The organism is Sphingobium quisquiliarum P25 (assembly GCF_000445065.1).
Classification (GTDB): Bacteria; Pseudomonadota; Alphaproteobacteria; order Sphingomonadales; family Sphingomonadaceae; genus Sphingobium; species Sphingobium quisquiliarum.
In genome coordinates this window covers 13,458-39,338 of sequence record NZ_ATHO01000158.1, presented here as the reverse complement: position 1 = coordinate 39,338, position 25,881 = coordinate 13,458, and the positions used below count along the sequence as shown (strand labels likewise).

General features: G+C 59.4%; 26 protein-coding genes, 1 tRNA gene and 6 pseudogenes. 15 read left to right on the top strand and 18 right to left on the bottom strand.

Annotated elements, in window-relative coordinates; genetic code table 11:
- Positions 1 to 782 (bottom strand): annotated as a pseudogene (locus L288_RS42765) (IS5 family transposase).
- A gap of 130 nt (positions 783 to 912) precedes the next feature.
- Here L288_RS42765 and L288_RS0122260 point away from each other — a divergent pair.
- Positions 913 to 1,194: a hypothetical protein gene (locus tag L288_RS0122260; protein ID WP_031304864.1), complete on the top strand. Its 282-nt coding sequence runs from the start codon at positions 913 to 915 to the stop codon at positions 1,192 to 1,194.
- Between the two features lie 15 nt (positions 1,195 to 1,209).
- Here L288_RS0122260 and L288_RS0122255 read toward each other — a convergent pair whose 3' ends face one another.
- A complete protein-coding gene (locus tag L288_RS0122255; protein ID WP_031304863.1) occupies positions 1,210 to 1,425 on the bottom strand; it encodes a conjugal transfer protein TraD in 216 nt (71 codons plus the stop codon).
- Between the two features lie 103 nt (positions 1,426 to 1,528).
- Positions 1,529 to 1,768: pseudogene (locus L288_RS39475) on the bottom strand (conjugal transfer protein TraD); the annotation flags it as partial.
- Positions 1,769 to 1,936: 168 nt separating this feature from the next.
- Between L288_RS39475 and traA the strand changes: the two are divergent.
- The 3 genes from traA (at position 1,937) to L288_RS39460 (ending at position 6,957) form a co-directional block, all read left to right on the top strand.
- A complete protein-coding gene (gene traA, locus L288_RS39470; protein ID WP_021239693.1) occupies positions 1,937 to 4,810 on the top strand; it encodes a Ti-type conjugative transfer relaxase TraA in 2,874 nt (957 codons plus the stop codon).
- 8 nt (positions 4,811 to 4,818) lie between these two features.
- Positions 4,819 to 5,508, top strand: a complete 690-nt coding sequence (locus tag L288_RS39465; RefSeq protein ID WP_021239692.1) for a DUF6118 family protein — start codon at positions 4,819 to 4,821, stop codon at positions 5,506 to 5,508.
- A gap of 279 nt (positions 5,509 to 5,787) precedes the next feature.
- Entirely contained in the window at positions 5,788 to 6,957 is a 1,170-nt protein-coding gene (locus L288_RS39460) for an ATP-binding protein (protein WP_041208700.1), read from the top strand.
- 226 nt (positions 6,958 to 7,183) lie between these two features.
- Here L288_RS39460 and L288_RS39455 read toward each other — a convergent pair whose 3' ends face one another.
- Both L288_RS39455 and L288_RS39450 read right to left on the bottom strand, forming a co-directional pair.
- A complete protein-coding gene (locus L288_RS39455) occupies positions 7,184 to 7,480 on the bottom strand; it encodes a type II toxin-antitoxin system RelE/ParE family toxin (protein ID WP_021239690.1) in 297 nt (98 codons plus the stop codon).
- Positions 7,477 to 7,758, bottom strand: a complete 282-nt coding sequence (locus L288_RS39450; RefSeq protein ID WP_021239689.1) for a type II toxin-antitoxin system ParD family antitoxin — start codon at positions 7,756 to 7,758, stop codon at positions 7,477 to 7,479. The genes L288_RS39455 and L288_RS39450 overlap by 4 nt, the downstream gene beginning before the upstream one ends.
- Before the next feature lie 123 nt (positions 7,759 to 7,881).
- Here L288_RS39450 and L288_RS42155 point away from each other — a divergent pair, with 123 nt between their 5' ends.
- Together L288_RS42155 and L288_RS0122245 are read left to right on the top strand one after the other, a co-directional pair.
- Complete coding sequence (locus tag L288_RS42155; protein ID WP_021239688.1) at positions 7,882 to 9,045, top strand: GGDEF domain-containing protein; 1,164 nt, start codon at positions 7,882 to 7,884, stop codon at positions 9,043 to 9,045.
- Between the two features lie 78 nt (positions 9,046 to 9,123).
- Positions 9,124 to 9,447: pseudogene (locus tag L288_RS0122245) on the top strand (transposase); the annotation flags it as partial.
- Positions 9,448 to 9,833: 386 nt separating this feature from the next.
- On the opposite strand, the gene L288_RS39445 reads toward L288_RS0122245, so the two are convergent.
- Both L288_RS39445 and L288_RS39440 read right to left on the bottom strand, forming a co-directional pair.
- Positions 9,834 to 12,206, bottom strand: a complete 2,373-nt coding sequence (locus L288_RS39445) for a TonB-dependent receptor (protein ID WP_084466092.1) — start codon at positions 12,204 to 12,206, stop codon at positions 9,834 to 9,836.
- Between the two features lie 29 nt (positions 12,207 to 12,235).
- Entirely contained in the window at positions 12,236 to 12,736 is a 501-nt protein-coding gene (locus L288_RS39440) for a cupin domain-containing protein (protein WP_021239686.1), read from the bottom strand.
- Between the two features lie 509 nt (positions 12,737 to 13,245).
- On the opposite strand from L288_RS39440, the gene L288_RS39435 reads away from it, so the two are divergent.
- Entirely contained in the window at positions 13,246 to 13,935 is a 690-nt protein-coding gene (locus L288_RS39435) for a TetR/AcrR family transcriptional regulator (protein ID WP_021239685.1), read from the top strand.
- A gap of 153 nt (positions 13,936 to 14,088) precedes the next feature.
- Here L288_RS39435 and L288_RS44290 read toward each other — a convergent pair.
- The 4 genes and pseudogenes from L288_RS44290 to L288_RS42755 form a co-directional block, all read right to left on the bottom strand.
- Positions 14,089 to 14,199: pseudogene (locus L288_RS44290) on the bottom strand (IS5-like element ISRhru5 family transposase); the annotation flags it as partial.
- Between the two features lie 108 nt (positions 14,200 to 14,307).
- A complete protein-coding gene (locus tag L288_RS39430) occupies positions 14,308 to 15,594 on the bottom strand; it encodes a cytochrome P450 (RefSeq protein ID WP_021239684.1) in 1,287 nt (428 codons plus the stop codon).
- 20 nt (positions 15,595 to 15,614) lie between these two features.
- Positions 15,615 to 16,121, bottom strand: coding sequence for a VOC family protein (locus L288_RS39425; RefSeq protein ID WP_021239683.1), 507 nt, complete (start codon positions 16,119 to 16,121; stop codon positions 15,615 to 15,617).
- Positions 16,122 to 16,294: 173 nt separating this feature from the next.
- On the bottom strand, positions 16,295 to 17,230 hold the full coding sequence (locus L288_RS42755) for a helix-turn-helix domain-containing protein (RefSeq protein ID WP_084466089.1): 936 nt from the start codon (positions 17,228 to 17,230) through the stop codon (positions 16,295 to 16,297).
- Positions 17,231 to 17,629: 399 nt separating this feature from the next.
- Here L288_RS42755 and L288_RS39415 point away from each other — a divergent pair, with 399 nt between their 5' ends.
- Positions 17,630 to 18,562: an NAD-dependent epimerase/dehydratase family protein gene (locus L288_RS39415; protein WP_021239680.1), complete on the top strand. Its 933-nt coding sequence runs from the start codon at positions 17,630 to 17,632 to the stop codon at positions 18,560 to 18,562.
- 129 nt (positions 18,563 to 18,691) lie between these two features.
- Here L288_RS39415 and L288_RS39410 read toward each other — a convergent pair.
- Positions 18,692 to 19,818: pseudogene (locus tag L288_RS39410) on the bottom strand (IS3 family transposase).
- Positions 19,819 to 19,900: 82 nt separating this feature from the next.
- On the opposite strand from L288_RS39410, the gene L288_RS42750 reads away from it, so the two are divergent.
- Positions 19,901 to 20,089, top strand: a complete 189-nt coding sequence (locus L288_RS42750) for a type II toxin-antitoxin system Phd/YefM family antitoxin (RefSeq protein WP_236613074.1) — start codon at positions 19,901 to 19,903, stop codon at positions 20,087 to 20,089.
- Positions 20,090 to 20,113: 24 nt separating this feature from the next.
- Here L288_RS42750 and L288_RS44010 read toward each other — a convergent pair whose 3' ends face one another.
- From L288_RS44010 to L288_RS39395, 4 genes are all read right to left on the bottom strand, one after another.
- Entirely contained in the window at positions 20,114 to 20,254 is a 141-nt protein-coding gene (locus L288_RS44010) for a hypothetical protein (protein ID WP_236613073.1), read from the bottom strand.
- Positions 20,255 to 20,410: 156 nt separating this feature from the next.
- On the bottom strand, positions 20,411 to 20,665 hold the full coding sequence (locus L288_RS39400) for a CopG family antitoxin (protein WP_021239677.1): 255 nt from the start codon (positions 20,663 to 20,665) through the stop codon (positions 20,411 to 20,413).
- On the bottom strand, positions 20,662 to 20,931 hold the full coding sequence (locus tag L288_RS42740; protein ID WP_201766661.1) for a BrnT family toxin: 270 nt from the start codon (positions 20,929 to 20,931) through the stop codon (positions 20,662 to 20,664). Before L288_RS42740 ends, L288_RS39400 begins: the two co-directional genes overlap by 4 nt.
- Before the next feature lie 133 nt (positions 20,932 to 21,064).
- Positions 21,065 to 22,012: a tyrosine-type recombinase/integrase gene (locus L288_RS39395; RefSeq protein WP_031304852.1), complete on the bottom strand. Its 948-nt coding sequence runs from the start codon at positions 22,010 to 22,012 to the stop codon at positions 21,065 to 21,067.
- 205 nt (positions 22,013 to 22,217) lie between these two features.
- Between L288_RS39395 and L288_RS39390 the strand changes: the two genes are divergently transcribed.
- The 3 genes from L288_RS39390 (at position 22,218) to L288_RS39380 (ending at position 23,377) form a co-directional block, all read left to right on the top strand.
- On the top strand, positions 22,218 to 22,463 hold the full coding sequence (locus L288_RS39390) for an AbrB/MazE/SpoVT family DNA-binding domain-containing protein (RefSeq protein ID WP_021239675.1): 246 nt from the start codon (positions 22,218 to 22,220) through the stop codon (positions 22,461 to 22,463).
- Positions 22,460 to 22,867: a type II toxin-antitoxin system VapC family toxin gene (locus L288_RS39385; protein WP_021239674.1), complete on the top strand. Its 408-nt coding sequence runs from the start codon at positions 22,460 to 22,462 to the stop codon at positions 22,865 to 22,867. Before L288_RS39390 ends, L288_RS39385 begins: the two co-directional genes overlap by 4 nt.
- A gap of 282 nt (positions 22,868 to 23,149) precedes the next feature.
- A complete protein-coding gene (locus L288_RS39380; protein WP_201766660.1) occupies positions 23,150 to 23,377 on the top strand; it encodes a type II toxin-antitoxin system ParD family antitoxin in 228 nt (75 codons plus the stop codon).
- Here the strand turns inward: L288_RS39380 and L288_RS43755 are convergent.
- A complete protein-coding gene (locus L288_RS43755) occupies positions 23,305 to 23,634 on the bottom strand; it encodes a hypothetical protein (protein ID WP_201766663.1) in 330 nt (109 codons plus the stop codon). The two genes, L288_RS39380 and L288_RS43755, sit on opposite strands and share 73 nt — an antisense overlap.
- Positions 23,635 to 23,701: 67 nt before the next feature.
- On the opposite strand from L288_RS43755, the gene L288_RS39375 reads away from it, so the two are divergent.
- Both L288_RS39375 and L288_RS44165 read left to right on the top strand, forming a co-directional pair.
- A complete protein-coding gene (locus L288_RS39375) occupies positions 23,702 to 24,217 on the top strand; it encodes an MbcA/ParS/Xre antitoxin family protein (protein ID WP_051209757.1) in 516 nt (171 codons plus the stop codon).
- A gap of 110 nt (positions 24,218 to 24,327) precedes the next feature.
- A pseudogene (locus L288_RS44165) lies at positions 24,328 to 24,888 on the top strand (RES family NAD+ phosphorylase).
- A 459-nt stretch (positions 24,889 to 25,347) separates the two neighbouring features.
- Here the strand turns inward: L288_RS44165 and L288_RS39365 are convergent.
- A complete protein-coding gene (locus L288_RS39365; RefSeq protein ID WP_021239670.1) occupies positions 25,348 to 25,626 on the bottom strand; it encodes a WGR domain-containing protein in 279 nt (92 codons plus the stop codon).
- A 148-nt stretch (positions 25,627 to 25,774) separates the two neighbouring features.
- On the opposite strand from L288_RS39365, the gene L288_RS39360 reads away from it, so the two are divergent.
- Positions 25,775 to 25,848: transfer RNA gene (locus L288_RS39360), tRNA-Gly, on the top strand.
- Positions 25,849 to 25,881: the final 33 nt, after the last annotated feature.

Below are 25,881 nucleotides of genomic sequence, written 5' to 3'. Positions count from 1 at the left end.
CTAGCCCCCGTTGACAAAAGACTTCAGCCATAGCCGGGCGGCGGCGAGGTTGAGGAAGCTCTCGAACGACAGGGCGGTCTTGTCGTAGCGGGTGGCGATGCGGCGCTGCTGCTTCAGTTTGCCGAACATGCGCTCGATGCGGTTGCGATCCCTGTAGCGCCGATAGTCTGGATGGACTGGAGCTTTCCGGTTCGACCGGGGCGGGATGATCGGCAGAATGCCGCGCATGAGCAGGTCTTCGCGAAGCCGGTCACCATCGTAGCCTTTGTCGGCGAGTAGCGCCTTGGGCTTGGGGAGTGGCAGGGCCATCAGGTCATCGACGGCCCCGTAATCCGAGGCTTCGCCGCCGGTCAGGATGAACCCGATAGGCAGTCCTTGATTGTCACAGCGGGCGTGGACCTTGCTCGTAAAGCCGCCGCGTGATCGACCAAAAGCCTGCGCACAAGCCCCCCTTTTCCGCCCACTGCCGAGACGTGGCCGCGAACCGTGGTGCTGTCGATCATGTGCTGCCAGTCGTCGGTTAAGCCCAGATCGACCAGCGTTTGCAGCAGGGCATCCCAGACGCCTTGCTCGGCCCAACGCCGGAACCGGACATAGACCGAATTCCACTTGCCGTAACGCTCATGCATGTCCCGCCAGGGACAACCTACCCGTAGCACGTGAAGCATGCCGTTGAGAAAACGCCGGTTATCGCCAGCAGGCCGCGCCCAGCGCCCCCGCTCAGATGGTAGCAGCGGGCCGATCAGCTCCCATTCCGCATCCGACAGATCCCCACGGCCCATGACTGCTCCCCAAAGGGCAGCCTTGAATCAGAATCTGAGCCGCTTGGGAATCCCTTTTGTCAACACGGCCTAGGCTTCTGCAGCCCCCATCCTGCTTGACCGGCCTCTTGGTTGCTGCAACTTTCGCTTCATGACGCCGATAGAACGAGCTGCCCGTGCGCTCTGTAAACTCGATGGCCATTCCGAGGATGGAGTGCGCGATGGCGAGCCTTTGTGGGAAAGCTATGTGTCTCAAGTCCGAGCGGTGCTGGAAGCCTTGCACGAGCCAAGCTCACGTATGGCGGAAGCCGGGGCTGAGCTTATCAAATATGTGGGTCCGGAAGAATCCGAGACAGGCTATCAGAACGATGCAACTAATGTCTGGCGCATGATGATTGATGCAATGCGGGAAGACCTGTCGCCTCAGGCATAAGGTGACGATAATCTCTTAGATCATGTCGCTCTTTTCTTCCGCCTCAAACGCCCGCCTCCCGCGCCGCTTCCAGAGTGCCAGCGTATTGCTGTCATCCTGCGCTTTGATGGCGAGATCCAGCAACGCCCCATAAAGTGTCGCCCGATCATCATCGGTCAGTTCGACCAATCCCGCCTTCTGAACAAGCCCGCCCAGCTCGATCAGATGGCGCGTGCGCTCCCTACGTTGTATTACCCATTCCCGCGTATCGGTGCGGCGCTGACCGGCCTCAGCCCGGCGAAGGCCGCGCTCTGTTCGCGCCATCGCCTTGCCGATACCCGCGATCTCACGCGCGAGCCTTTTTCCTCCGCTGTTGAAAAAAAGCCGCACCCTTCGCGCGCCACGCCTCCTTTGCTTCCGTATTGGGAGTTTCCACCGCTGCGATAAGGACTCCGGCGAGCACATCGGGATCGAGCGTATCGGCGCCAGTCACCGTTACGAGCTGGCCGAGTTGCTCGACCTTTTTCGCCTTCAAGGAGCGCGCCTTGTCGTTAAGTGCTTTCAGCTCGGCATCATAGTCGCGCACCTTGCGCATCGCCATTCTCCTAACCAGTTGAAAGCATGAAACTATCAGCGCGGCGTATGGAAGGAATCGATCAATCCTAAAAACGCGACGAAGTCACTCAGACGAACGGCAGAGAGTGTGAGTGCGCGCTTATACGTCGTTGCCGACGTGCTGCTAAGCTGCGAGAATCATTGGGTAATGGCGATCTACCATTTTTCAGCCAAGGTCATCAGCCGCGCCAATGGGTCGAGTGCGGTGGCGTCGGCTGCCTATCGTTCAGCATCCGAATTGCAGGACGAGCGGCTTGGGCGCGCTCATGATTTCTCGAACAAGGCAGGCGTCGTTCACTCCGAAGTGCTACTGCCCGAAGGGGCGCCCGAGCGCCTGACGGATCGCGCGACTTTGTGGAATGAAGTCGAGGCGGGGGAGAGGCGCAAGGATGCGCAGCTTGCCCGCGAGGTGGAGTTCGCCATCCCCCGCGAGATGAACCAGGCGCAAGGTGTTCAACTCGCCCGTGATTTTGTGGAAACGCAGTTCGTGAAACGGGGCATGGTCGCCGATCTCAATGTGCATTGGGACAAGGGCAAGGACGGTCAACCCAAGCCCCACGCCCATGTCATGCTGTCGATGCGCGAAGTGGCCCCCGGCGGCTTCGGCAAGAAGGTGCGCGAATGGAACGGCACGGAGCTGCTGAAGGAGTGGCGCGAGGCGTGGGAAGCCCATGTGAACGAGCGGCTTGCCGAGCTCGATATCGACGCGCGGATCGATCACCGGACGTTGGCGGCGCAGGGGATCGACCTTGAGCCGCAGCACAAGATCGGCCCTGCGGGATCGCGGCGATGGGAGCGTGGCGAGGGCGCCGAACGGGCGGAAGATCATGTTCGGATCGCGCGGGAGAATGGCGCAAAAATCATTGCCAATCCCTCCATCGCCCTGGACGCGATCACGGCCAGCCAAGCCACCTTCACGACACGCGATCTCGCCATGTTCGTGCACCGGCACAGCGACGGCAAGGCGCAGTTCGATGAAGCGCTGAGGGCGGTGCGGTCCAGTCCTGAACTGGTGGCATTGGGGATCGACGGGAAGGGGAATGACCGCTTCACGTCCCGCGAGATGATTGCGGCTGAGCAGCGGTTGAAATCGGCGGCCGATCGGCTCGCGGGTCAGGCGCAGCATGGCCTTGCCGATCGGCATTGCGACGATGCGCTGGCGGTCGCTGAAGCGCGGGGGCTTTTCCTCTCCACGGAGCAGCGCGGGGCGCTGGAGCATATCACCGGCAGGCAGGGGCTGGCGTCTGTCGTCGGCTATGCCGGGACGGGCAAATCGGCGATGCTGGGCGTGGCGCGCGAGGCTTGGGAGAGTGCGGGCTATCAGGTCCACGGCGTAGCGCTGTCGGGCATCGCTGCGGAGAATCTGGAGAGCGGATCGGGCATCACTTCCCGAACGATCGCGAGTATGGAATATCAGTGGGAAAAGGGGCGCGAGCAGCTTTCGCCGCGTGACGTGCTGGTGATCGATGAGGCGGGAATGATCGGTACGCGCCAGATGGAGCGGGTGCTGTCACATGCTGCGGATGCCGGGGCCAAGGTGGTGCTGGTCGGCGACCCTGAGCAGTTGCAGGCGATCGAGGCGGGCGCGGCGTTCCGAAGCCTTGCCGAGCGCCATGGCTGGGCCGAGATTGGCGAAATACGCCGACAGCGAGCGGAGTGGCAGCGGGATGCCACCAAGGCTTTGGCGACGGGCCGGACGGGCGAGGCGGTCCATGCCTATGAGCAAGGCGGCATGGTTCATGCGGCGGAGACGCGTGAGCAGGCGCGGGCTGAGCTGATCGACCGCTGGGATGCGCAGCGGCGCGCCGATCCCGACCAGAGCCGCATCATCCTGACCCACACCAATGCCGAGGTGCGCGACCTCAACCTTGCGGCGCGCGAGCGGCTGCGTGAGGCGGGCGAACTGGGGGCGGATGTGAGCGTAGCGGCCGAGCGGGGTGCGCGTGACTTCGCCAGCGGCGATCGCATCATGTTCCTGAAGAATGAGCGTAGCCTGGGCGTGAAGAATGGCACGCTGGGACAGGTTGAGGCCGTGTCGGCGGAGCGCATGGCGGTGCGGCTCGACGACGGGCGCAGACTCGCGTTCGACTTCAAGGATTACGCCCATGTCGGCCATGGCTATGCCGCCACCATCCACAAATCCCAAGGGGTGACGGTCGATCGCACCCATGTGCTGGTGACCCCCGGCATGGACCGCCATTCGGCTTATGTGGCGCTGTCGCGGCACCGCGACGGGGTGCAGCTCCATTATGGTCGGGATGATTTTTCCGATCAGCGCCAGCTTGTGCGCACGCTCGGCCGTGAGCGGGCCAAGGATATGGCGTCGGATTATGCCCGCGATGCCGACGGGCCGCGCCGCGCCTTTGCCGGTCTGCGCGGGCTGTCGGGTGAGATCCGCTTGCCGGATGCGCGGCCCAAGCGGCGCGGCATGTTCGACGGCTTGCGCCTTTCGCGTGCTGCCTCACCGATGGCGGAGCCGGCTGCCGCTGACCGGACGCTGGCGCGCGCGGTGGAGCGTGTGGCACGGGCCACAGGGGCGATATCCGAGGCGCAGGAGAAGGGCGCTCCTATTCTGGAGCATCAGAAAGTCGCGCTGGAACAAGCGCGCAATGCGCTTGATCAGATCCAGCCCCATGCGTCACGCGACATGAGCGCGGCGATTGAGCGCAATCCGCCCTTCGCCCGCGAGGCAGCATCGGGGCGCAGCGGCCCGATACTCGCCGCCATGGCGCACGAGGCGCGCTTGCGGGCCGATCCGCACCTGCGCGCCGCCCAGTTCGTGGAACGCTGGCAGGGGCTTCAAGCAGAGTATCGCGCTGGCGACAGGGCAAGCCGCGAGAAGGCCGGCGAGGCCATGGCTGGCATGGCAAAAAGCCTAGAGCGCGACCCGCAAATGGAGGCAGTGTTGCGCGGGCGGACGCGCGAACTGGGGCTCGAAACCCGCATGGACCGTGGGCGTGAACTTGGCCGCCAGCTGACCCAGGGATTGGGGCTGGACCGGGACCGCGGCCTCGAACGATAGGAGGAAGAATGGACCAGTATCGCGAGGTCGAGCAGGACGACCCGGTTGCGGCGTTCGAGCAGCTGCGCGGCGAGGTAGCGTTGCTGCGTCGGGCTGTGGAAGGACTGACGGCCGCGCGCGAGTCCATCGACATTCCCGACTATGAACCGACGCTCGCTCGCACCGAAAAGATATTGGCCCTGCTGGCGCGGCAGATCGACGCCATGCGGCAAAGCCCCGCCATGACACTGACGCCGGAGACGATGGGGAGCCGTATGAACGCGTCCATCAGGGAAGCTGCGAACGCGGTGCGGGGAGAGGCGCAGGCTTCGAAAGCGGCGCTGGATGGCGCGGTCCTCGACCTGCGCAGGCTGACAGGTGCGGTGCGCCACGCCAAGGAGCAGAGGTCGCAATTGCTCATGGCCGGCGGCGGCGGCCTGGCATTGGGCCTGCTGCTCTATGCCGCGCTAGCCGGGCCGATCGCACGGATGATGCCCGCAAGCTGGCAATGGCCCGAGCGCATGGCGGCGCGGATGCTTGGTGAGCCCACCATCTGGGGAGCAGGCAAGCATCTCATGGTTAGCGCCTCACCGCAGAGCTGGGATGCCATCGCCGCTGCTGCCAATCTCGTCCGTGACAATCGCGAAACGATCGAAGGATGCCGCAAGGCCGCCGCCAAGGCGGAGAAAGCCGTGCGCTGTACGATCGAGGTCGAGTAGCGGAAGCTTGCTTCGTACCATTGATATCTTCCTAGGTCTCGCTTTTAGAGGGCGCTATGGGCGTGCGGGAGAAAATCACGACCACGCTGTCGACCAAAGGGCAGGTTATCCTGCCCAAGGCGATCCGTGACCAGAAACGTTGGTCTGCGGGAACGAAGCTATGTAGCGGTCTGGCTGATCGTACAGGTGGGCAGCGGAACACCACTTCTGCCCGGATTCCCTAAAGGCAGAGTCAAATATAACCTTGCAAATTTCAAATAGCTATTGAAATATGCAAGGATGATAGAACGTCATATAAAGCCAGAACTAACGGAGAGGCTAAAAGAAGTACCGGCGGTGGCATTGTTGGGGCCACGGCAGGTGGGCAAGACCACCCTTGCTCAAGAGGTGGGGGAGCTACAGCCCTCCATCTATCTCGATCTGGAGTCAGACGCTGACCGAGCCAAGCTGGCCGAACCCGAGCTTTATCTGAATCTGCATGAGGACAAGCTGGTTATCCTGGACGAGGTACACCGCCTTCCAGGTCTCTTCCAGATTTTGCGCGGTCTCATTGATCGTGGACGGCGGAAAGGCTTGAGGACGGGACGGTTCCTGCTCCTCGGTTCAGCTTCGATCGATCTGCTGGCGCAATCAGGGGAAAGCCTTGCTGGCCGGATCAGCTATCTGGAAATGAGGCCGTTCGATGCACTGGAAATACCAGATGACATCGAACATCTGTGGATCAGGGGGGGATTTCCCGACAGCTATCTTGCAAGTTCGGATCGCTCCAGCCTGCGCTGGCGGCAAGATTTTATACGGACCTATCTTGAACGGGATATTCCCATGATGGGTCCTCGCATTCCGGCTGAAACACTGCGGCGTTTCTGGACGATGCTGGCGCACCATCAGTCCGGCCTCATGAACGCTTCGGAATTTGGCCGTAGCCTTGGAGTTACGTCACAAACGGTCGCAAATTATCTCGATCTTCTCGTCGATCTGCTCCTGGTGCGTCGCCTCGCGCCGTGGCACAACAACGGCAGCAAGCGCCTGGTCAAATCGCCTCGCATTTATGTTCGGGACAGCGGGCTTGTGCATGCTCTTCTGGGCCTTGCCGATCGGGAAGCGGTTCTGGGCCATCCAGTTGCCGGCGCCAGCTGGGAGGGGTTTGTCGTCGAGAGCCTTTTGGGAGCAGCACCAGAAGCTACAGAGGCATATTTCTATCGGACGGCCGCTGGAGCGGAGATCGATCTTCTGCTCCGTTTCGCCGATGGCAGGCTCTGGGTGTTCGAGATCAAACGCAGCCTCTCGCCCAAAGTTGAGCGCGGCTTCCACACGGCTTGCGAGGATTTGCAGCCGGACCGTAAGATCCTCATATATCCTGGATCTGAGCCTTTCCCCCTGGGGGATGGCATTGAGGCAATGCCACTCCCACTCGCGCTCCAGTCCATCAAGCAAGAGGCAAGGACATGATGGGGAAGCACAAGCCTTTGTGAACCTACTCAAAGCATTGAAAGCCGCGCCCTCCGGTGGAGGATGATTTTGACTGCTGACATGATGTCATTGACGGGCCGGAAAAGGCCTCACAGCTCCGGCTTCTGGAACCGGCGCATTCGTGATTAGGCGCCTGGGCTAAGGCTGGACTGCTACGCACTGCAGCATGGGTGAAATCGCCCGCATGATCTGCTTTGCCCTACCCTCAATTGAGCCGCAAGGCGCGGTCGTGATCCTGTCCCGGCCCAAGGAAGCGATAGATAATGATCCTGTCGCTCCGCACGGCGTAGAGGATGCCGTAGCCATGATAGGAGCGTCGCCGGATGCCGTAATGCTCGTAGCGCGGGACCAGCGGGAAGGCACGGGGCATTTCGCCGAGGCGCCGAGCGGCGTCTTCCAGCTCCGTAACAAAAGTCATCGCGCGCGCCGGGTTGTCTTTCGCAATATGGCGGCCGATCGCGCGAAGATCGTGGCGCGATCCGGGGGTTAGGGAGACTTTCATCTGAGCGGCTGTTCGCCCGCCATTCCTTCTATTTCGGCACGAATTTCCCCGCAGATTTCGCCCAGGTCGTAAAGACGGCCCGCTTTCTCATCCTCAAGGCCGCGCTCGATGGAAGCGTCCAGCTCACGCAGCCAACGCTGCTCATCTTCCGTTTCGGACTGATCGCGGCGGATCAGGTCACGCACATAATCGCTGACGCTGGCATATTGGCCGCTGTCGATACGGTTTTGCACGAAGTCACGCATGAGGTCGGGCAGCGAAATATTCATGGTCGCCATCGGCTTCTACCTCCTGCGCTTAGTATGGCAAAAATTGTCATCATCTTCAATCCCGCCAATTTAGGCGTTTAGGCCTCTGTTAAGACCGAATCGCTACTCGGCGCCTTCACCAGGCATCGCAGTATGAAATTCGATCCAGCTACGCTTTTAACAACCGCATTCCTGACGCTGTTTCTGTTTGGGATGGTGCTCGCGGTTGTGGTCCGGCGGTCGGGTGAGGATCGGGCGGGGCTGTGGTGGATTGCCAGTTTCCTGCTCGGGGCGTCCGGGTTTCTGCTTCTCGTCCTGGCGCCTGGCGGGCCGGGCAGCCTTCAGCTGATGGCCGCCAATACGTTGTTCTTGTCGGCTTATGGCTGTTGTCATGCAGGTGCACGCTCCCTTGCTGGACGCAAGCCGCTTGTCTGGCCGCTGATCGTCGCATTTGCGATATGGCCCCTGCTTTGCGGGCTGTTCGAACTTGGTTTTGCAAGCCGCGTCGTGGTCTGCTCCACTCTGGTCTGCGGCTATTCTGCTGCGGCTGCATTCGAACTTGTCCATGGTGTGACAAAGGAGGAGCGCAATCGGTTGATTGCTGCGGGACTATGCGCCGCTCACGCGCTCTTTTACCTGATCAGGGCGGCATTCGGGCCCACGCTCGGCCTGATCAACGCAGCGACCGAGGATGTGGAGAGCGCATGGGGCGCTGCGATCGCCCTTGAGATCGTTCTCTTTGCCGCAGCGATGGCGACGCTCATCGTGGGGACCATCGCGGAGCGGAGGGGCCTTAAGGAAAGGCGCGCGGCGAACACCGACTTCCTGACCGGTGTCGGCAGTCGAAGAGCGTTCGATGCCACCATGCGTAGGGTCCTTCCCGTGGCGGAAGACGCCGTTCCAACTGCGCTGCTTCTCCTTGATCTTGATGAGTTTAAGAAGGTGAATGACCGCCTTGGCCATCAGGCGGGCGACGCTCTGCTGAAGACCTTTGCTCAGGCTGTCCGCCAGCAATTGCGCGATCCAGACATGTTCTGGCGCCTGGGCGGAGATGAGTTCGCAATCCTGCTACGTGGGTGCGGCCTTCATGAGGCTGAAGCTTTCAAGGCATCTCTCCGCCAAACGATCGAAATGTCGCCTGTGATTCAAAAAGTGGCCGGCGGCACCCGGGTTTCCGCCAGCATCGGTAGCGCTGCCGTGCTGCCCGGAGAAGGGATAACAGACCTGGTACGCCGTGCTGATGTAGCGCTCTATCGTGACAAAGAGAGGCGCAGACGGGCCTTTCCCAAGGGCTATCTTGCATCGCGTGCAGCTTGATGTGGCTTGTGGCATGCCAGGTGGCGCTTGCAGACAATACCGGCGTTGGAGCTTTGACGGCCCGGCTGTCGAGGCCTTGCTCCGCCTATGGAAAACTTCCGATGCGGTCGCGACTTCGCGGCTTGGCTCGGCCCCGTCCTGCGTCGGCCGCTCATCCGGCAGCAAGGAGCGGCTCGGACGCGTTTCCAAAGCCGGACAATCCGACATCCGCAAGCTGCTGATTATCGGTGCGATGTCGCGCCTGAACTGGATGGGCCGCAAATCGGTTCCTGAAAGTCCCTGGCTGGCGCGCAAATTCATGCGCAAACCCAGGATGATCGTGGCGATCGCTCTGGCCAACAAGAGGGCACGGAAAACTGGGCCATGCTGACGAAGAATGAGGACTATCGAGTTACGGCATAGGTGGCGGCGTGACCCACATGTCACGAATCCGCCTTGCCGAATGACGGGAGGTGAAAGAAGGCGACGACCCGAATGGGCAAAATGATCGATGGGTCAGGCGGTGCGACCCGAGGCTGTAAGACCTTTCCCTGACCCAGCAGCCACCTAAACGAGCTTCACAGCATAAGCAATTGCAAAGCGCCTGCCGCAACTGTCTCAAAGGAAATCGGTGCGCTCCCCCTCGCATCTTTTTTGAAACTGATAGGTTTCATTTTTGAAAGATTGCGGCTAATGCGTTTCTGCGACCCAGAGGGGCGCGCTCATGCGCGACCTTTCTACTGACCCTCCCTGCTCTTGGCGGGGAGGGTCTTTTCTCGCCGGGCCTGCCTACGCGATCATCGAAATATTCAATAACGGAAGCTCAGCCGTCCCCCTATCGACCTCGGTTCGTTAAGGGTCTGTAGCGTGGCATAGAAGAACCCCTGGTTCGACAGCTTGTAGCGCGTGCCGGTCAGGTTGTTTCCAAATATGGTGACAGTCCAGCGCTTGGATGGGTCCGTCCATGCGGCTTGGGTATTGAGCAAGAAATAGCCATCCTCCTCAAATCTGCCGCGCGCAGTTTTGGAGTTCGTGCCCGGCGCGCAGGAAAGTGCCCCGCCGATCACGACGACATCGCAGGCGTAGGAGCTGTCTTGCGGTGCATATCGGCTCGAGTAATTGCCGGTCGCCGTCAGCAGGGCCGAGCCGCCGGCAAGAGGGAACCGGTAGTCAGCCGCAACAGTGGCGGTCCAGTCCGGCGCGCGCGCGATGCGGCGACCGGTCCAGGAACCCACCAGCGATGCGTTCAAATTGGTCGTGGGGTCCACAACCACATTGGTCGCATTTTCGAAATCGCTGTAGCGCGCATGGAGATAGGCGGCCGAAGCCCGCAGCGCCAGGCGACCGGTAACAGGGGCTTCAACCAGGGCTTCGAGGCCATAGATATGAGCGCCACCGCTGTTTTGAATGACCGTGGCAACGGATGCGCCATCCGCCTGGAGCGCCGAAATCTGGTTGTTCTTGAAGTCGTAGTAGAAGGCGGACAATTCACCACGAAAGCCCCTGTCGGCGACCTTATAGCCCACTTCGTACGCGGTCACCTTTTCAGGCTTCAGCTTGTTGAAAGGCGCAAAGCTGTTGATCGTGGCGGACTTGAAGCCCTTAGAAATCGATGCATAGACGTTGCTGCGGTCGGTGATGCTGTACCGCAGGTTCGCACGCGGCGTGAAAGCATGGTTTTCCACCCGTCCCACGCCATCGGCATAGTAGCCGATCGTGCTTTGCGAAGCGATGATCCTGCCCTGATTATCGAGACGGCTGACCTCGATCCGCTTTCGGTCTTCGCTATACCGGCCACCTGCCGTGAAGAACAGGCCGGGCATGATCTGATATGTTCCGTCCAGATATGCCGCCCAGGACCGTGTCCTGAAATGCGTTGTCGATGTGGTGGGGCTGAACGACAATCCTATGTCCTCCAGACCCTTGGCCTGGAAATTATCGCGGTAGTAAAACAGGCCAGCAAGCAGTTCGAAGTCGGGAGATACTGTCGTCGCCAGATCGAGCTGCTGCGTGAATGTTGAACGCTTGTCCCGTTCGATGTCAGCATAGCTGGTGCCGAACGGATTGGACACAGGATCAATAGGCGCTGCGTCAATGTCATACATCTGGTAATCATGTTGGCGACGATAGGCGCTTCGACTGGTCAGTACGCCCAGGGAACCAAGATCAAAGGCGGCGGTCAGATTGCCTTCGTCCGCCTTGACCTTTGCGACGGGCTGGAAGTTCAGCGATGTGCGATCGCGCGCAATGGCGACCGGGTAACCGAAGTAGGCCGGCCCTGCATTGGCGACATTGTCGACCGACTGAAAGGCAAGCCCGCGAGGATCGTTGATGAAGCTATGCACGTACCCGATAGTCACCGTCACGTCATCGCTCGGCTCCAAGACTAGTTTCGGACGGATCGCATAATTTTTGAAGGGCGCTGCGTGACGAGTACCGCGGATCGCCTGACTGACAAAACGGATCGGCGCGTCGGGCGCGAATTTATTGATGTCCTGCATATAGCCGTCAGTGGCGCGATAATTCGCGGCGACGCCAAGGGATATCCCCTCACCCAAGGGCCCGGCAACATAGCCCGCAAAGCTCTTGTCATCGAAGCGGGGGGCATAGCTGGCATCCATCCGCGCTTCAAATTTTTCGCCCGGAGTGAGCGTGTTGATAAGGATCGCGCCGCCCGTAGCGTTACGGCCGTAGAGCGTGCCTTGCGGACCCTTGAGGATTTGAACATCCTTGATGTTGATGAGGTCCTGGTTCACTGAAAGCTGGTCGGAGGTGTAGAAACCATCGACATAGACGGCGACATTGACCTCCTGACCGACACCCGCGAAAGTTGTCGACACGCCGCGTATCGCGGGCTGGGTGTAAGTTCCGAAGCGGGAGATTTGGACCGACGGTGCGACCAGGCCAAGGTCCTGGAAGCGCGTCACACCGGCTGACTGAAGCTCATCCCCGGTCTGCGTCGCAATCGCCGCCGGCACGTCGACCAAGCGTTCGGAGCGCCGCTGCGCTGTGACGATGATGTCGGTAGGCCCCGTCGCATCAGCGACTGGACCGCCCGTCTTCAGTGTTGCCGACGGCTCCGCGCCAGAAGCCGACGCCATTGGTTCCTGAGCGTGAACGCCAGCGGGCATCGCACAGATCAGAACAGCCGCAGCGCTTTGCAGACAATGATTCACTTTCATGTTGTCCCCCTTTTTTATTTTTTTGATGTCTACCGATCGACAGCGATGAAGCGCCGTGCATCGGCCCACGCCGCCTGGTTTTCACGCACGGTGTCCAGCGCCTTGCGCCAGAATGTCTCGCCGGATCTTTCGCGATAATCGAAACCTTCCCGGTTCCTGACTTCGATCAGTTCCACACCTTCGGGGCCGGGCGTGTAGGTGTAGGGCACATCAGCGGGAACGAAGAAAGCATCCCCCGCCTTCAGATCCTCCCTACCCAGTCTCAGTCCCCCTCCGATGATGTAATAGAGGCAGTCGGCGTTGTGGCTGTGGAGCGGCAGCGGGAATGATCGTTTGAACCAGGCATGGACCACGCTCAGACCAAAGCCTGTGAAAACGACATGAGCTTCGGACCCGGCGCCGAGACCCGCGTCAAGACATGCCTGCATAGAAGGCGCATAACCGCCCGAGGGCGCTTGCACGTCCATAATGCCAGACTCTATGATGTCCGGGGCTTTCCCCGCGCGAAGAATGGCGAACTTCTTCTCCAAACGCTTTTCCTTTCAGGCAGGCACGCCTCAATTCGGTATGAGGCCGCCGTCAGTGTTAATATGTGGAAGATCTAGGCTGCTTGGTCGGCTGCCGGGAAAGCCGTAGCGGCGGCAACCTCGATCGAAACTTTAGCCTGTCTGCGGAGAAGCTTGGCGATCAGAGGGTTGTCGAATGCGTCTCCGCTTAGTCCCTTCGCCGTATTTGGGCTGTCCCCGCGGATGCGCTCACACAGGGCGGTTTGTAGTTCGGAACGATCGCGTTCACCCTGATGCAGTGGACACCAGTGCCACTGCCACAGACTGCGTCATATTGGTTGCCGCTCGCTTGCCTGCGCGATATCCCGCCCTGGCTTCATCGCCTTTCCGCCGGGAAGTGGGGGCGATGTTCTTTGCAACTTCATTGTGCTGATTTCCCTACTGCCTCTGCAACTGGGATCACTGGTCTTGACGGGTTTACCGCGAACCCGGACGCCATTGCGTCCCCTTAAGTGCGCTGCTACCCGACGGAAATGGCCGATCTCACCGACAGCGCAGCAAAGGCCGACCTTCCACCGGATAACGGGAGGCCTGCCCGTCGCGGGCGGCCGGTCGCCGACAGCGCCAGCCGCAATGAACGGATCATAAAAGCCGCGACGGCTCTCTTTATGGCGAAGGGATTCACGGCGACGACCATGACTGAAATCAGCCGCGCCGCGGGGGTCACGAAGCGAACCATCTACCAGGCCATCGGCAACAAGGACGCGCTTTTCCGCGAGGCTTGCGCGTCCCTTGGCACACGTATCAGTTCCTTTGATTTCGACGGCGAGATCGATGAATTGCCCGTGAGCCGGATTCTTCGCGTTATGGCTGAAAGGGTTGTTCGTTACGCGCTCAGTCCCGAAACGGTAGCTTTCACGCGCGCAATCACGATGGAGACGCTGAGATGCCCGGAACTGGTTGTTGAAGTCATGAATGCAGGGCGGGCCGTGATGAATGACGCCATCGCCGCGATTTTCGCCCGACTGATGGAAAAGGGACGAATTGCAAAGGCCCCCCCGACGCGTGCTGCCGACATATTCTATGACTTGATTGTGGGAAATCGCGCGCAACGCGCCTTGATGGGATATGACGAGCCCCTGCCCAGCGATGCCGACCTGGACGAACGCGTGAACATTCTGATGCTTGGATTTTTCCAAGTCGGAGATGCTGCGACAGGATGATGAGCTTTCACCCATCACGACTGTGGCACGTTCTCGCGACAACGGCATCATGGATGAACCCTGGCCACACCGACGCATAGCCGTCCCTCTAAACTTCTTCATTTTATGAAACTTTTTAGTTTCACAAATACATGGTGAAGTCAATGTGCCTTCGCTGTCATAACCCTTGTCGCCGAGCAGGGTGGCGACTTCGGGAATGGCCTCGATCAGCGCTTCAGCTTCACAGGCATTGTGAACCTGCCCGCGTGTCAGTCTCAGGCGGATCTGGCCGACTAACCACGTGTCACATCAGTCTGAGGACAATATACAGGCCCTGACCGAGCGACTTGGTGCAGCATGTGCGGATTACGAATTTTTCAACCTGTGGCAGGCCTAGTGATCTGGAACTGAAGCAGGTATCATTGCCGCACTGCGATGCGACCGGATCGATGCCCCCTTCGTGTTCGACAGATCCCACGTCAGGTCCAGCCGCGAGACGCTTATGGTGCCGGTCGTTTGAAATTCGAACCGCCCGCCATCCTTCTTGCGGATGTTCTTCATCCGATAGAGGAATGATTCGAGCATGATCTGCATTTCGCGCTTGGCAAGGTGCATGCCGAGGCAGAGGTGGGGGCCCGCTCCAAAGGTCGCGTGCGTAGGATTCCTGTTGATGTCGATGACATGCGGATCCGGGAAGGCGAGCGGATCGCGGCCGGCCAGATAAGTCGGCAAAATCAACTGATCCCCCTTCTTCATTGGCACCCCCTCAAACACCATGTCTTCCGCGACGACCCGGGATGGAGCACTGACGCCGAAGGCTCGGCCGAACTCCTCCACCGCCGCGGGAATGTCTTGGGGATTGTTCCGCAAGCGTTGCTGCAATGCCTGGTTATTAGCGAGGTGATTCATAACCCAGCCCAGCGACGCCAGGACGGTATCCAGTCCCGCCACGAACAGGAGATAGACAATCCCGAGCTTCTCCTGTTGGCTTAACGGTCTTCCATTAATCTCGCCCTGAGCGATGGCCGCCATCAGATCATTGGAAGGGTGCTGCACCTGATCGGCGACGTAGCGTCTTATATAATCGTGAATGGCGTTGCCCGCCTCCAGCCTGTCCTGCGCGCTGTCGCTGTGGATCAAGGTCCCTTCCCATTTCAGGAACTGTTGAAGCATGGTTTGCGGCATGCCCAACATATCTACGACGATGGCATTGGGCAGGATCGATGCAAACTCCTCGATGAATTCGCAATGTCCGCGGTCGATGAAGGCGTCGATCAGCGTATTGGAAAGTCGTTCTACCTTGGTCAGCCGCTCGTCGAGCGCAGCAGGAGAGAAGTAGGGCTGCAACAATTTTCGCAAATGCATATGCTCTGGCGGATCAGCTTCCAACGGAAGCATCTGCCAACTCGGATCCATGAACGCCTTGGTTAAGGGCCCGCGCTTACTCGAGAAGAGCCGGGCGTTGCTGAACGCTTTGCGTATCAGGGCGTGGCGTGTAAATATCCAGGAGGGCGTTCCAAGCAGGGCATTTGTCGTCCAGATGATGTCCGGGCCATCATGTAGTCGCGCCGCGGCCCTAAAGGGGTCGTCCAGTTCCCCGACGAAGGCGGCTAAGCTGTGATCCCATAAATTTTCCTCGGGGATATGATCGGGAATGAGGGTGTTGATCGTCATATTCATGAAGATCCTCGATCCTTCTATCAATTATCTGGAACGGAATTGTAGAATTTAATGCCCGCCTCAAACGGCCTCACATATTCCAAATAGTGATCAAGCTCGGGCGCGTGGATATAAATGGCGTCGATGAAATCGCCGGTCACTGCGGAAGAAACAATTGGCCAGTCGGCATCCTTCAGCTCTTGTACCAACTGCTTCCATCCCGCGTCATCCTCGATGAGGAAGCCCAGATGGTGAAAGCGGATAGCGAAGCGATCTTCCGGTAGCTCTTCATTATAGAACTCATATCCCGGCCCCTTTGCGGAGATGATCTCGATGACTTGTCCACCCGCCCAGGCGAACGCAACACGGATGGAGCCGCCCTGTAGATTGGCGTAGTCGATGAACTGATAATTGGACACCCCATAGCGCTTTGAAAAGATTTCAATCGCCTGGCCCATGTCGTTCGTGACCCAGGCGGAATGGGAATGCTGCTTGCATAGGAGCCCTGGCGCCAGAGGTCTGGCCGACCGGTATATCGCGGTGAACATGTGAACTTTCCTGCTCCAGATCGAAGCGCAATTCTTCAAGCGGGATTGTCGTTTTAATCTGGCTGGCTGCAACCCGGCGGAGCGGATGATGTCACGAAATCAGAAGGATGTCCGCTTTTCGTTGCGCCACACTTCATCAAGCCAGTTGGACGTTCCTACATAGTATGCGCGCATCAAGCGTCGAGCTTCGCCCGCTGGCGAAAGTCGCTGGGCGACATCCCTGTCGAACGGCGGAAAGCAAAGGCGAAGCTCGATGAGGAAGAAAAGCCTAGCCGACCCGCAATTGCAGCGAGCGTATCGTCACTGCTGGTGAGCAGCTCCCTGCCTCGATCAAGGACCACCTGATCGATATATTTGCCGAGCGAAGTGCCGGTTTCGGCCTTGAAGGCGCGGCTGAGCTGGCGAACGGTGACCCCGCAAAGATCAGCCAGTTCGACAAGCTGTGGGGCAGGCGCATCGGCATGGATGCGTTCGCGAATCCGCCGCAGCCGCCAGCCAGCCAGACCGCCCCAGAACAATGTGCCCGAATGTCTTTCCGCGACCAAGCTGCGCGTGAGTTCGACGCAAAGCACGTCCGCATAGGCTTCAATGGCGACATCAGAGCCATATTGATCCGCTTTCAGCTCATCCTCGATACGGTTCAGCAGCATCTCGACTGCGGGGTTTACCACCATCGATCCCGCTTGCGATCGGATGGTTTGCAGATTCAGCTGTCGCCCCGCCACCCGCTCAATCCTCTTTAAATCGAGCGCGCACTGTAAAGACCTGATCGTGCCGGTAGGGACCGTCAGTTCGTAAGCTCCCCCGGGCACGGTAACGAGGATGCGGGGCAGTTGCTTGGGCTGATCGATCTCGTTGCGTCTGAGATGGGCAAGGCTCGATCCGCTTGGCCTTGGCGACAGCGCGAGATTCACGGTGAGGAAATCATCCTGATGATCGACCAGTTTTCTGATCGGGGTCTGCCACTGAAACCGGCCGACTTCTATTGAAGCGCCATTAAGACGGACGCGGCGCTCCATTGCGTAGTGGATCGGCACCTCCGGCAGAATTTCGGAGGTCCACAGCTCGAATGTAAATTCCGGTGAGAGCATCCTTGGCTTTGTCCTCATTCCTGCTTGCCAGAGCTTCTACCTGCAGTAACCGCGCAGCTGCCCGCTATTCCAGCCTTCGTATCTCCGCAGGGAGCCCCGTAGTCCGGGACCCATTATCCGGACATCGCACCGGCGGGACTACCGTTGATTCTAGAGATGTGATGGAGCGTCCTTCACATCCGTCGTTTCGTCAAATGGAGCCCCGAGCGACGCGGACTTCCTCCACAGTATAAAGATTGCACCAGCATTGAAATAAGGACATTTTCGGATGCGCTAAGCTTGCTGCGCCATGCCCCACTCGATAGCCCTAGCCCAACGAAATTGAGTTAGCCTTCTCGATCACTACTCCAACGGAGGCGCGCTCTTTAGGATCGTTGCCGTGGACGGTCAGCGATCACTTTCAAAGGAGAGAGCGAGATGAAAGTGTTAGTTGTCGGCGGCACGGGCTTTGCTGGGGGATATAGCGCGCTTCACTTGCAGGATCAGGGTCATGACGTAACGATCATGTCGCGCAAGCCGCCCTGCGGCCAGTCGCGCCTGAACCAGCTACCGTTCGTCAAGGGCAACTATATCGAGGACGATTTCACCGACGGCCGACTGGAAGGTTATGATTGGCTCATGTTCTGCGCAGGGTCCGACCCGAGTGACTATTCGCCTGCCGAGAGCCGGTCGGAGGATGATTTCTTCCAACGCGCGAACAGCGAGGCCATCCCGCGCTTCTTCGAGAAGGCGAAAGCTGCCGGGATCGCGCGGGCGGCATATATGGGCAGCTTCTACTCCTTCGTGGCTCCCGATAACATCGAGAAGATCGGCTATGTTCGATCACGTCATGTAGCCGATGAGGCCATACGTCGACTGAGTGGTCCATCGTTCAACGTCTCCAGCTGCGCCATGCCCTGGATCGTCGGCTACACGCCCGGCCTTCCGGTTCCCCACTGGGAGGCGCTTGCCCATTATGTTCAGGGCCGCATGCCGGAAATTCCAGACTTCGCACCGCCTGGAGGAGCTAATTTCATGTCATGCCGGTCTGTTGCGGAGGCAATGCTCGGCGCTCTCGAGCGCGGGGAGTCGGGGAAATCCTATCTGGTAGGGGATGTAAATCTTAGCTGGAAAGAGTTTTTCGAAATGTGGTTCAAGGCCGCTGGTCGACCCCGGAACCTTGAAGTTCGACTGAGCCACCCCCTAATCACGGACATCCCGCTGTCCTACCTCAGCTTCGGCGCCACGGATTACACGCCGCCCGAGAGGGAGACGGCACTGCTCGGATATCAGCGCGGTCTGATCCCTGCAGAAGTCGAAGCTTGTGTCAGATATTACGGGGCGCTTGAAACCCGTTCGGCATTCGCGTGAGCGGAAAGTGACTAGGGCGTAAACTCATGACCTGCGTTGTGGCCGCATAATGAGCCTGTAGCTGGTAGCTATCCGATATCATATAGTATCTTTGGACTTGTAACGGTTTTGCGCCGGTCACCTATCTCATTATGCCGCCTTGGCCTCAAAGGCGAGCGGACTGATGCCACCCAGATATGAATGGCGCCGCCGTGAGTTGTAGAAGCCATTGATGTATTGGAAGATCGCGGCCTCTGCTTGCCGCCGGGTTGGCTAGCTCTGCCGCCAGATCATTTCCGCCTTCAGGGATTTGAAGAAGGTCTCGACCGCAGAGTTATCGTAGCAATTACCCTTGCCGCTCATCGATGGACGCAGGCCGTAGGCCTGCAGCTTCTTCTGATAATCATAAGAGCAATATTGGCTACCGCGATCGGAGTGGAAAATGCAGCCCTCAGGCGGCTGACGCAGCCGCACCGCCATATCCAGCGCCCGGATCGCCAGATCCTTCTTCATCCTGTCGCTGACAGCCCAGCCAACGACACGACGGCTGTGCAGGTCGAGGATGACGGCAAGATAGAGCCAGCCCTCCTGTGTCCAGACATAGGTGATGTCGCCGGCCCATTTGCGGTTGGGCACATTGGCGGCAAAGTCACCGTCGAGCCAGTTTGCCGCGACACCAAGGCGATGGTGGCTGTCCGTCGTAACCTTGTGCTTGCGCGTGCGGACCGGCTTGATCCCGTTGATCCGCATCAGCCGCCCCACACGACGCTCGCCGACGTCGAGCCCTGCTTCCTTCAACTCCATCGTCATTCTCGGGCGACCGTAGCTGCCAAGGCTCAGGCTATATTGCTCCCTGATATGGGCCAGCACCTTCATGTCCGTCCGCTCCCGGCGCCTGATCGGACGCGAACGCCAGGACCGATAGCCGCGTTCGCTGACGTGCAAGACACGGCACATCAACTCCACCGGCCAACGGTGCCGCCAGCTGTGCACAAAGGCGAACCTCACGGCCTTTGGCTCGCGAAGAACTGGGTGGCCTTTTTTAGGATTTCCCTCTCCTCCCGGAGCACACGGTTCTCAAGGCGGACCCGTTCATTCTCCCGCGCCAGATCTGCCTGCGGCGCTGCCACCAGGTCAGACGGACGATAATGCGAAACCCATTTGTTCAGCGTCGACTTGCCGATCCCCAAATCCGACGCGACCCGTTCGCGCGGCAACCCGCTGGCAAGCGCAATGCGCACCGCCTCCTGCTTGAACTCTTCACTATGCTTCATCATCTCGTCGGTCTCCTTGAACGAGCATTAAACTCTCAAGTGACCGGCGCAAAACCGTTACAAGTCCAAGACCAACCTGTCGCGGTTGATTGCCGATGCGCTTGCGGGTGGTGAAGTGGTGATTGCTAGGGGCAATGTACCGGCAGTGCGCCTCGTGCCGGTTTCGCCTGTTGGTAAGCGTCGCTTTGGGGCTCTTAAAGGCAAGATCGCCATCGATGAACGTTTCGACGAGCCGCTCCTCAATGAGGAACTTGGTGGTTGGGATCTGGCTTGAGGTTCCCAGATGCATTCGTGCTGATCACGAGATGATGGCGGGCATAACGGCGCTCACCAGTCCGTTGTAGCGCACCCAGTTCGACGAGTTCACGAGTTCAGCCAGATCGCGGGTGGCGGTTGCCGATGTGGCGTTGGTGATCTTGCGATAATTGTACGCACTCAAGCCGCCAGGCCCTTCGGCCATTATGCGAATGAGCGCCTTTCTCTGTCGCGCCTTAATTGCTGGGCGCGAACACCTTGTCCCGGTTTCCGCCAGATTCTGAACGGCCGCCAGCACCGCCATCACCTGATCGTCACCGCTATCAGATGTTCGGCAGCCTTAACGGTGCAGCGCCTGCTCCAGTGCCTGGCGAATGAACCGCTGATACGGCATGCCCTTGCTGGCGGCTGTCGCCTTGACCTGCTCCAGCAACTCGGCGGGCAAACGCATGTTGACCCGCGCGTCCTTGCTGCTGAACTCAAACCGCGTGGGTGTAAGCGCAGAAAGATCATAGCCGGTAAGATCAGCGGAACCGACGAAATCCTCGGCCTCCTCATCGCTGGACAACAGCGGAAGGGGTTTATCCTTGCTCATAGTGCCGCACCTCCTTCGCATGCATGTAACGGGCGCTGATCGGACGGATAAATTTGGCCCCATCCCGTTCGCGCTAAGGCCAGAAACACATGACGGCCACTACTGGCGCGGCCGATCGCCAGAAAGCGCGTCTCCACCGTCGAATGTGCAACATCCGGCCCTATGGACAGCGTACCGGCGAACACGCTTTCAATTTCTGCCAGCGTGACACCATGTTTCTGGCATTTCGCCTTTGTTGCCTTCATCCCAATCGAAGCCAGCGACATTTTTGCTGTCCATACCAGAGGAATGGCATTTGTATGTACGTATGTCAACCCTGTTGTACTGAGACGGTGGCGCAACCCTGCGCCAGTTCACGCCACTCCCGGTTGGGCGTCTGGAGCAGTCGGGCGTGGAGCTTCAAATCCGCACCCGTTCCACCTCGGCAAGGCTGATCTCGTCCCTTCGCCGGTCGTAAATCTGCGTCGTCCGGGTCGAGCTGTGATTGGCCATAGCGGCGGCGTTTTCCAGCGTGCCTCCATTTTTGAGATAAGTGGTGATCCCGGTTGCGCGAAAGCTGTGGTTGCCGATGCGGGTTGCGATGCCTGCCGCCTTGGCGCGGCGGCGGACCATGGCGTGGGCGTCGGGCTGGGAGAGCGGGGTTTCGCTCAGCCGCTTCGTCTCGCGGCTGATGGTGCGGAACAGCGGCACCTTGTCGTCGGCCAGGTCACAGCCCTCGATATAGGCGAGGAGATATTCCTCCAGCAGGTGGTGGCAGGGCATTTCATGCCGCTTGCCGCCCTTTTCATGCAGGCGCAGCCAATGGCGGCGGCCCTGCACAAACACATCCTCCCGCTTCATGGCGAGCGCTGCGCCGATGCGCGCGAAACTGTAGACCATGAGGCCGATCAGCGCCCGATCGCGCAGGCCCGCTTCCGTGGAGATGTCGATCGCGTCGAGCAGGGCGCGCGCCTCCTCGGCCTCCAATACGGGCGTGCGTCCGGTGCGCGCGCTATGAGCGGGGCCGCGTACGCTGGAGGCGGGGTTGAAGGGGATGATCTGGCCCACGACCAGCCAGTCGAACAGGTTGCGCACCGCTGCGAGGCGCAGCTTGACCGTAGGCGCGGACAAAGAGTGGCCCAACTCCTCAACCCAGCCCGCGACATGGAGCGGCGCAATCTCGTCCAGGTCGCGCACGCCATGGCCGAAGCACCAGTTGAGGAAGTCGCCCGCAGCTCGCGCATAAGCGCGCCGCGTGTTCGGGTTTCGGATGTTCGCCGCGAAAAATTCAAGGAAGCGCATCCGCGTGGCTTGTGAAGCCTCGGCTATGATCACCGGCGCGGAGGAAAGAGAGATGAGGCCGGGCATCAGAGGCGCTTGGCGAAGGGTTTCATGGCAGCGGAGCCTAACTGCGCGTCAGCCCTTGATAAAGGACATTATCAAAGGATGATGCGCATGCTGTACGCAGACCTCGCAATTGCACCATCTATCCAAAACCGTGACATAAAAAGCAGAAAGTGACATAAATAGAAAATATGGCAATCTGAGTAATCAATGGATTTAGATGGATAGTATGACCTTTCAGGTGAACGTCACCGCAAATGGCCGCATGAGCCTTCCGGCGGATGTCAGGAAACGTTTGGGCCTTATAGGCGGCGGGGCGTTGATCGTGGAGGAAACGCCCGATGGCGTCATTCTGCGCACTGTTGCCCAATCCGTCGCCCATGCGCGCGCGCTGGCCCGCAAATATACTGCAGACAAGCCGGAAGCATCGGTCGATAGCTTTCTTGCTAACCGCCGCGCGGAAAGCGGCGAATGACGTCTATCGTCCTGGACGCCTCGGCCCTGCTCGCCATGCTGCGTGATGAGCCGGGGGGTGACAAGGTGGCGGGCGCACTCATCGGCTCACGCATGTGCACTGTGAATCTCGCCGAGGTCATTAGCCACTTTGTGCATAATGGCATGCCGCCCCAGGAAGCGGATGCGATGTTGCGGCCCCTCCCCGTCACTTGGGTGGAGGCGGATGCAGAGCTCGCGAGAATCGCGGGGCATTTACGCGCCGTCACGTCCGAAGCAGGATTGTCGCTTGGCGATCGCTTCTGTCTGGCCTTGGCTCTTCGTGATGGACTGCCAGCCTGGACGGCAGACCGGCAGTGGGCCTCAATCGCCGAGACAATCGGCGCCAAGGTGAAGATCATTCGTTCTAGCAGACGATCGGGATAGCGACCCAGCAGTGCGCTACTGCTGCATTAGCCCGATGATCCTGCCGCAAAGAACGATGCCGTATATGCCAGTGTGATCGCTGCTAAATTCTGGTCAAGCGAGCAGCTGAAGACGATTTTGGCAAATGCCATCACGCAAGTCCGATAAGATGGACGAAGAGATCTCCGGCGCGCGCCAGATCGCAGCGGTGTATCACGAAGCAATAGACTTGCTGCTACTTAACCGAGATGCTAAATCGCACCAATAGTATGATTTTCCAAAATCTGATTGGAAGGCTTAGCCATGGGAACGGTACGTAAGACTATCACCCTTACTGACCAGCAGGATGCGTGGATCGCTTCGCAGATTGAGGCTGGGCAATATACCAACGACAGCGAAGCAATCCGTGATCTTATCCGGCGTGAGCAGGAGCGGAGCTTTGAAATCGACACTATCCGTCAGGCGCTGATTGAGGGAGACAGAGCGGCGAACCGCAGCCCTTTGATTTCGAGGATTTCCTGCACCGGATGAATGCGGAAAATGCCTGAATATCGCCTTAGTCCTGCGGCCCAGCGCGTTTGTGCGCCAAGCTTGCCCACGCCCCACAGCAGGGTCAGAGCTGCGCCAATATCCGTCCAGGTTAAAGACGGCGTGCGACCGAGCATCACATGATCTATTTTCAGCAAGCCAACTACGGCGTTGCGATCATTCGGATCCTGCATCAGCGTATGGATGCTGCTCGTCACTTTTAAGATGACGAGAAACGTTTGGCTGCCTGCAAGAGTCAAAACCGAATCAATCGAATAACCCTGTAATTTGTCCAGATTTGGACTATATTCGGATCTGGAGTTGTAAATGCCTCAGCCAAACTATGATGTCCGCGCGTCCGCGCCTGTTCTGGACCTTTCTCGTTTCGAGCCGTCGAACCGGCGCCGCCTCAGCGCCCCTGCCCTACGCACCTTCCTCGCAATTGCTGATCTCTGGGGATTGAACGAGGAACAGCGGCGGCTCATGCTTGGCTATCCCTCGCGCTCCACCTTCCATAGCTGGTGCAAGCAGGCCCGGGAGCATGGGTCCATTACGCTCGACGTCGATGTCCTGACACGCATCTCCGCCGTGCTTGGCATTCATCAGGCGCTTGCCGTCCTTTTCAGCGAAGAGCGTGACGGGGTTGCCTGGCTGCGTCAGCCGCATGAGGCGCGCGTTTTCGGGGGCAGGCCGCCGCTCACGCTAGCCACCAATGGGACGCAGGATGGCTTGATGACGGTTCGCCGCTTCCTGGATGCGGCGCGGGGCGGCCTTTATATGCCCCCCACTGCGGCAGAGGCCGACTTCGCACCCTATGAGGATGATGAGATCCTCTTTCAGTGACGGAGATACTCGCCGCAGCGCCGTACCCAAGCTATCGGCTGATCCCATCACGCTTTCCGCCGATCGGGCTGTTCGATACGGTTGCAACGGCAGCGGATGCGCAGGCTGTCATGGAGCTTGCCGGTTGGACCAACGACCGCCTTGTCGCCGATCTACTGCACCGCTTACCGGAATCCCATTGGGTCTATGGCCGACCCAATAGCAGCGTCATCATGGCGGCATTTTTACATACCGCGCCCGACGGCTTGCGCTTCAATGGGCCGGAACTGGGCGCATGGTATGCTTCCAAGGAAATCGAAACGGCTGCCGCTGAGGTCGGGCACCATCTTCGCCGCGAAGCCATCGCCCGCGATGTGCCGGGCATGAGCCGAACCTACAGGGCTTATTCGGCAAAGCTGGTGGGTGAGGATTATCGCGATATAAGAGGGCTATAGGGCGATCATTCTGATCTTTACCGTCCCGACAGCTATGCCGCCGCGCAGCGTTTTGGCGAACAGGTCAGATCCGAAGGAAAAGCAGGCATCATCTTTGACAGCGTGCGGCGTCGAGGCGGCACCAACATGGTGGCCTTCATTCCGCCCCAAGTCACGAATGGCATGCAGACCGACCATTTCGAGATCAGCGTGGAAGCCCGCGCGCGGGCCATCAACGTCCGCCGCTTGCGCTTTTAGAGGACCTGCCCTCGTTCAGCCCGGCGACAGATGCGAGCCGGGTCGACCCGATCTGCTTTTTTTCGAGCCACGCCATTCCAGCGATGCAGTGTATCGATAGCTTTCCAATATCCAGATAGTATCCTAAAGCTCATGCATAGAGGCGCGGGAACAGGATTTTCAGCGTATGGCTCGGGAAACGAGGGAGAACCGGGCCTTTTGGGCGTTCCCGACGTAAGTAGGCCTTCATCGGTCAGCAGCTTGAGGACGCGCCGGGCCGACCGTTTGGGATTCTTGCAGATCAGGGGCAATTTGGCCGATTTTACTGATCAAGAAAACCAAGGCCAAATAAGGCGAATTTTACATTAAGAGCAAAATATGGCCGATCCTTGGCCGATCTTTGTTTCGCTTGAGATCGACATTCCAACATCAGGGAGCAGGGCTCGCTGAGCCTCCATTGCATCCACCGGATCAGGAGCTTCAGCCCGCTGCCGCCACAAGCCGGTACTCGACCCCAATCCGCTTTCTCGATCCGCGCCGCTTTCTGAGGATGTTTTTCACATGACGCCGCGCGGATGGCGCATCCGGAAAGCTGCGCCTTTGCCGCTGCCCCTGGGCGCCGATCCGTCCCCAGCAGGTTTCGACCACATAGTCGCCGAACAGGTCGACGCTCATCCAGATGCTATAGTCCCGCGCGATATTATGGGCCGGGTCCAAGGCGCGCAGGTGGATCAGGCGGGAAGGAAATGCGTGCTCCATTTCCGCAGAATATGCACAAGCGCCCTACCCGTCTTACGACTTGTCTGACTCTGTGTCGGCCTATTGATTCATTGCCACGATCAGCGGAACGGCAGCAGTTGGATATTGCAGAGCCCCCGAAAAGATGGCAGTGCGCATGGCCTGACGGGCGGGTATAGCTCAATGGTAGAGCACTAGCCTTCCAAGCTTGTGATGCGGGTTCGATCCCCGCTACCCGCTCCAGTCACCTCCGGTTGTCTAGCCCGATAGCTTTCG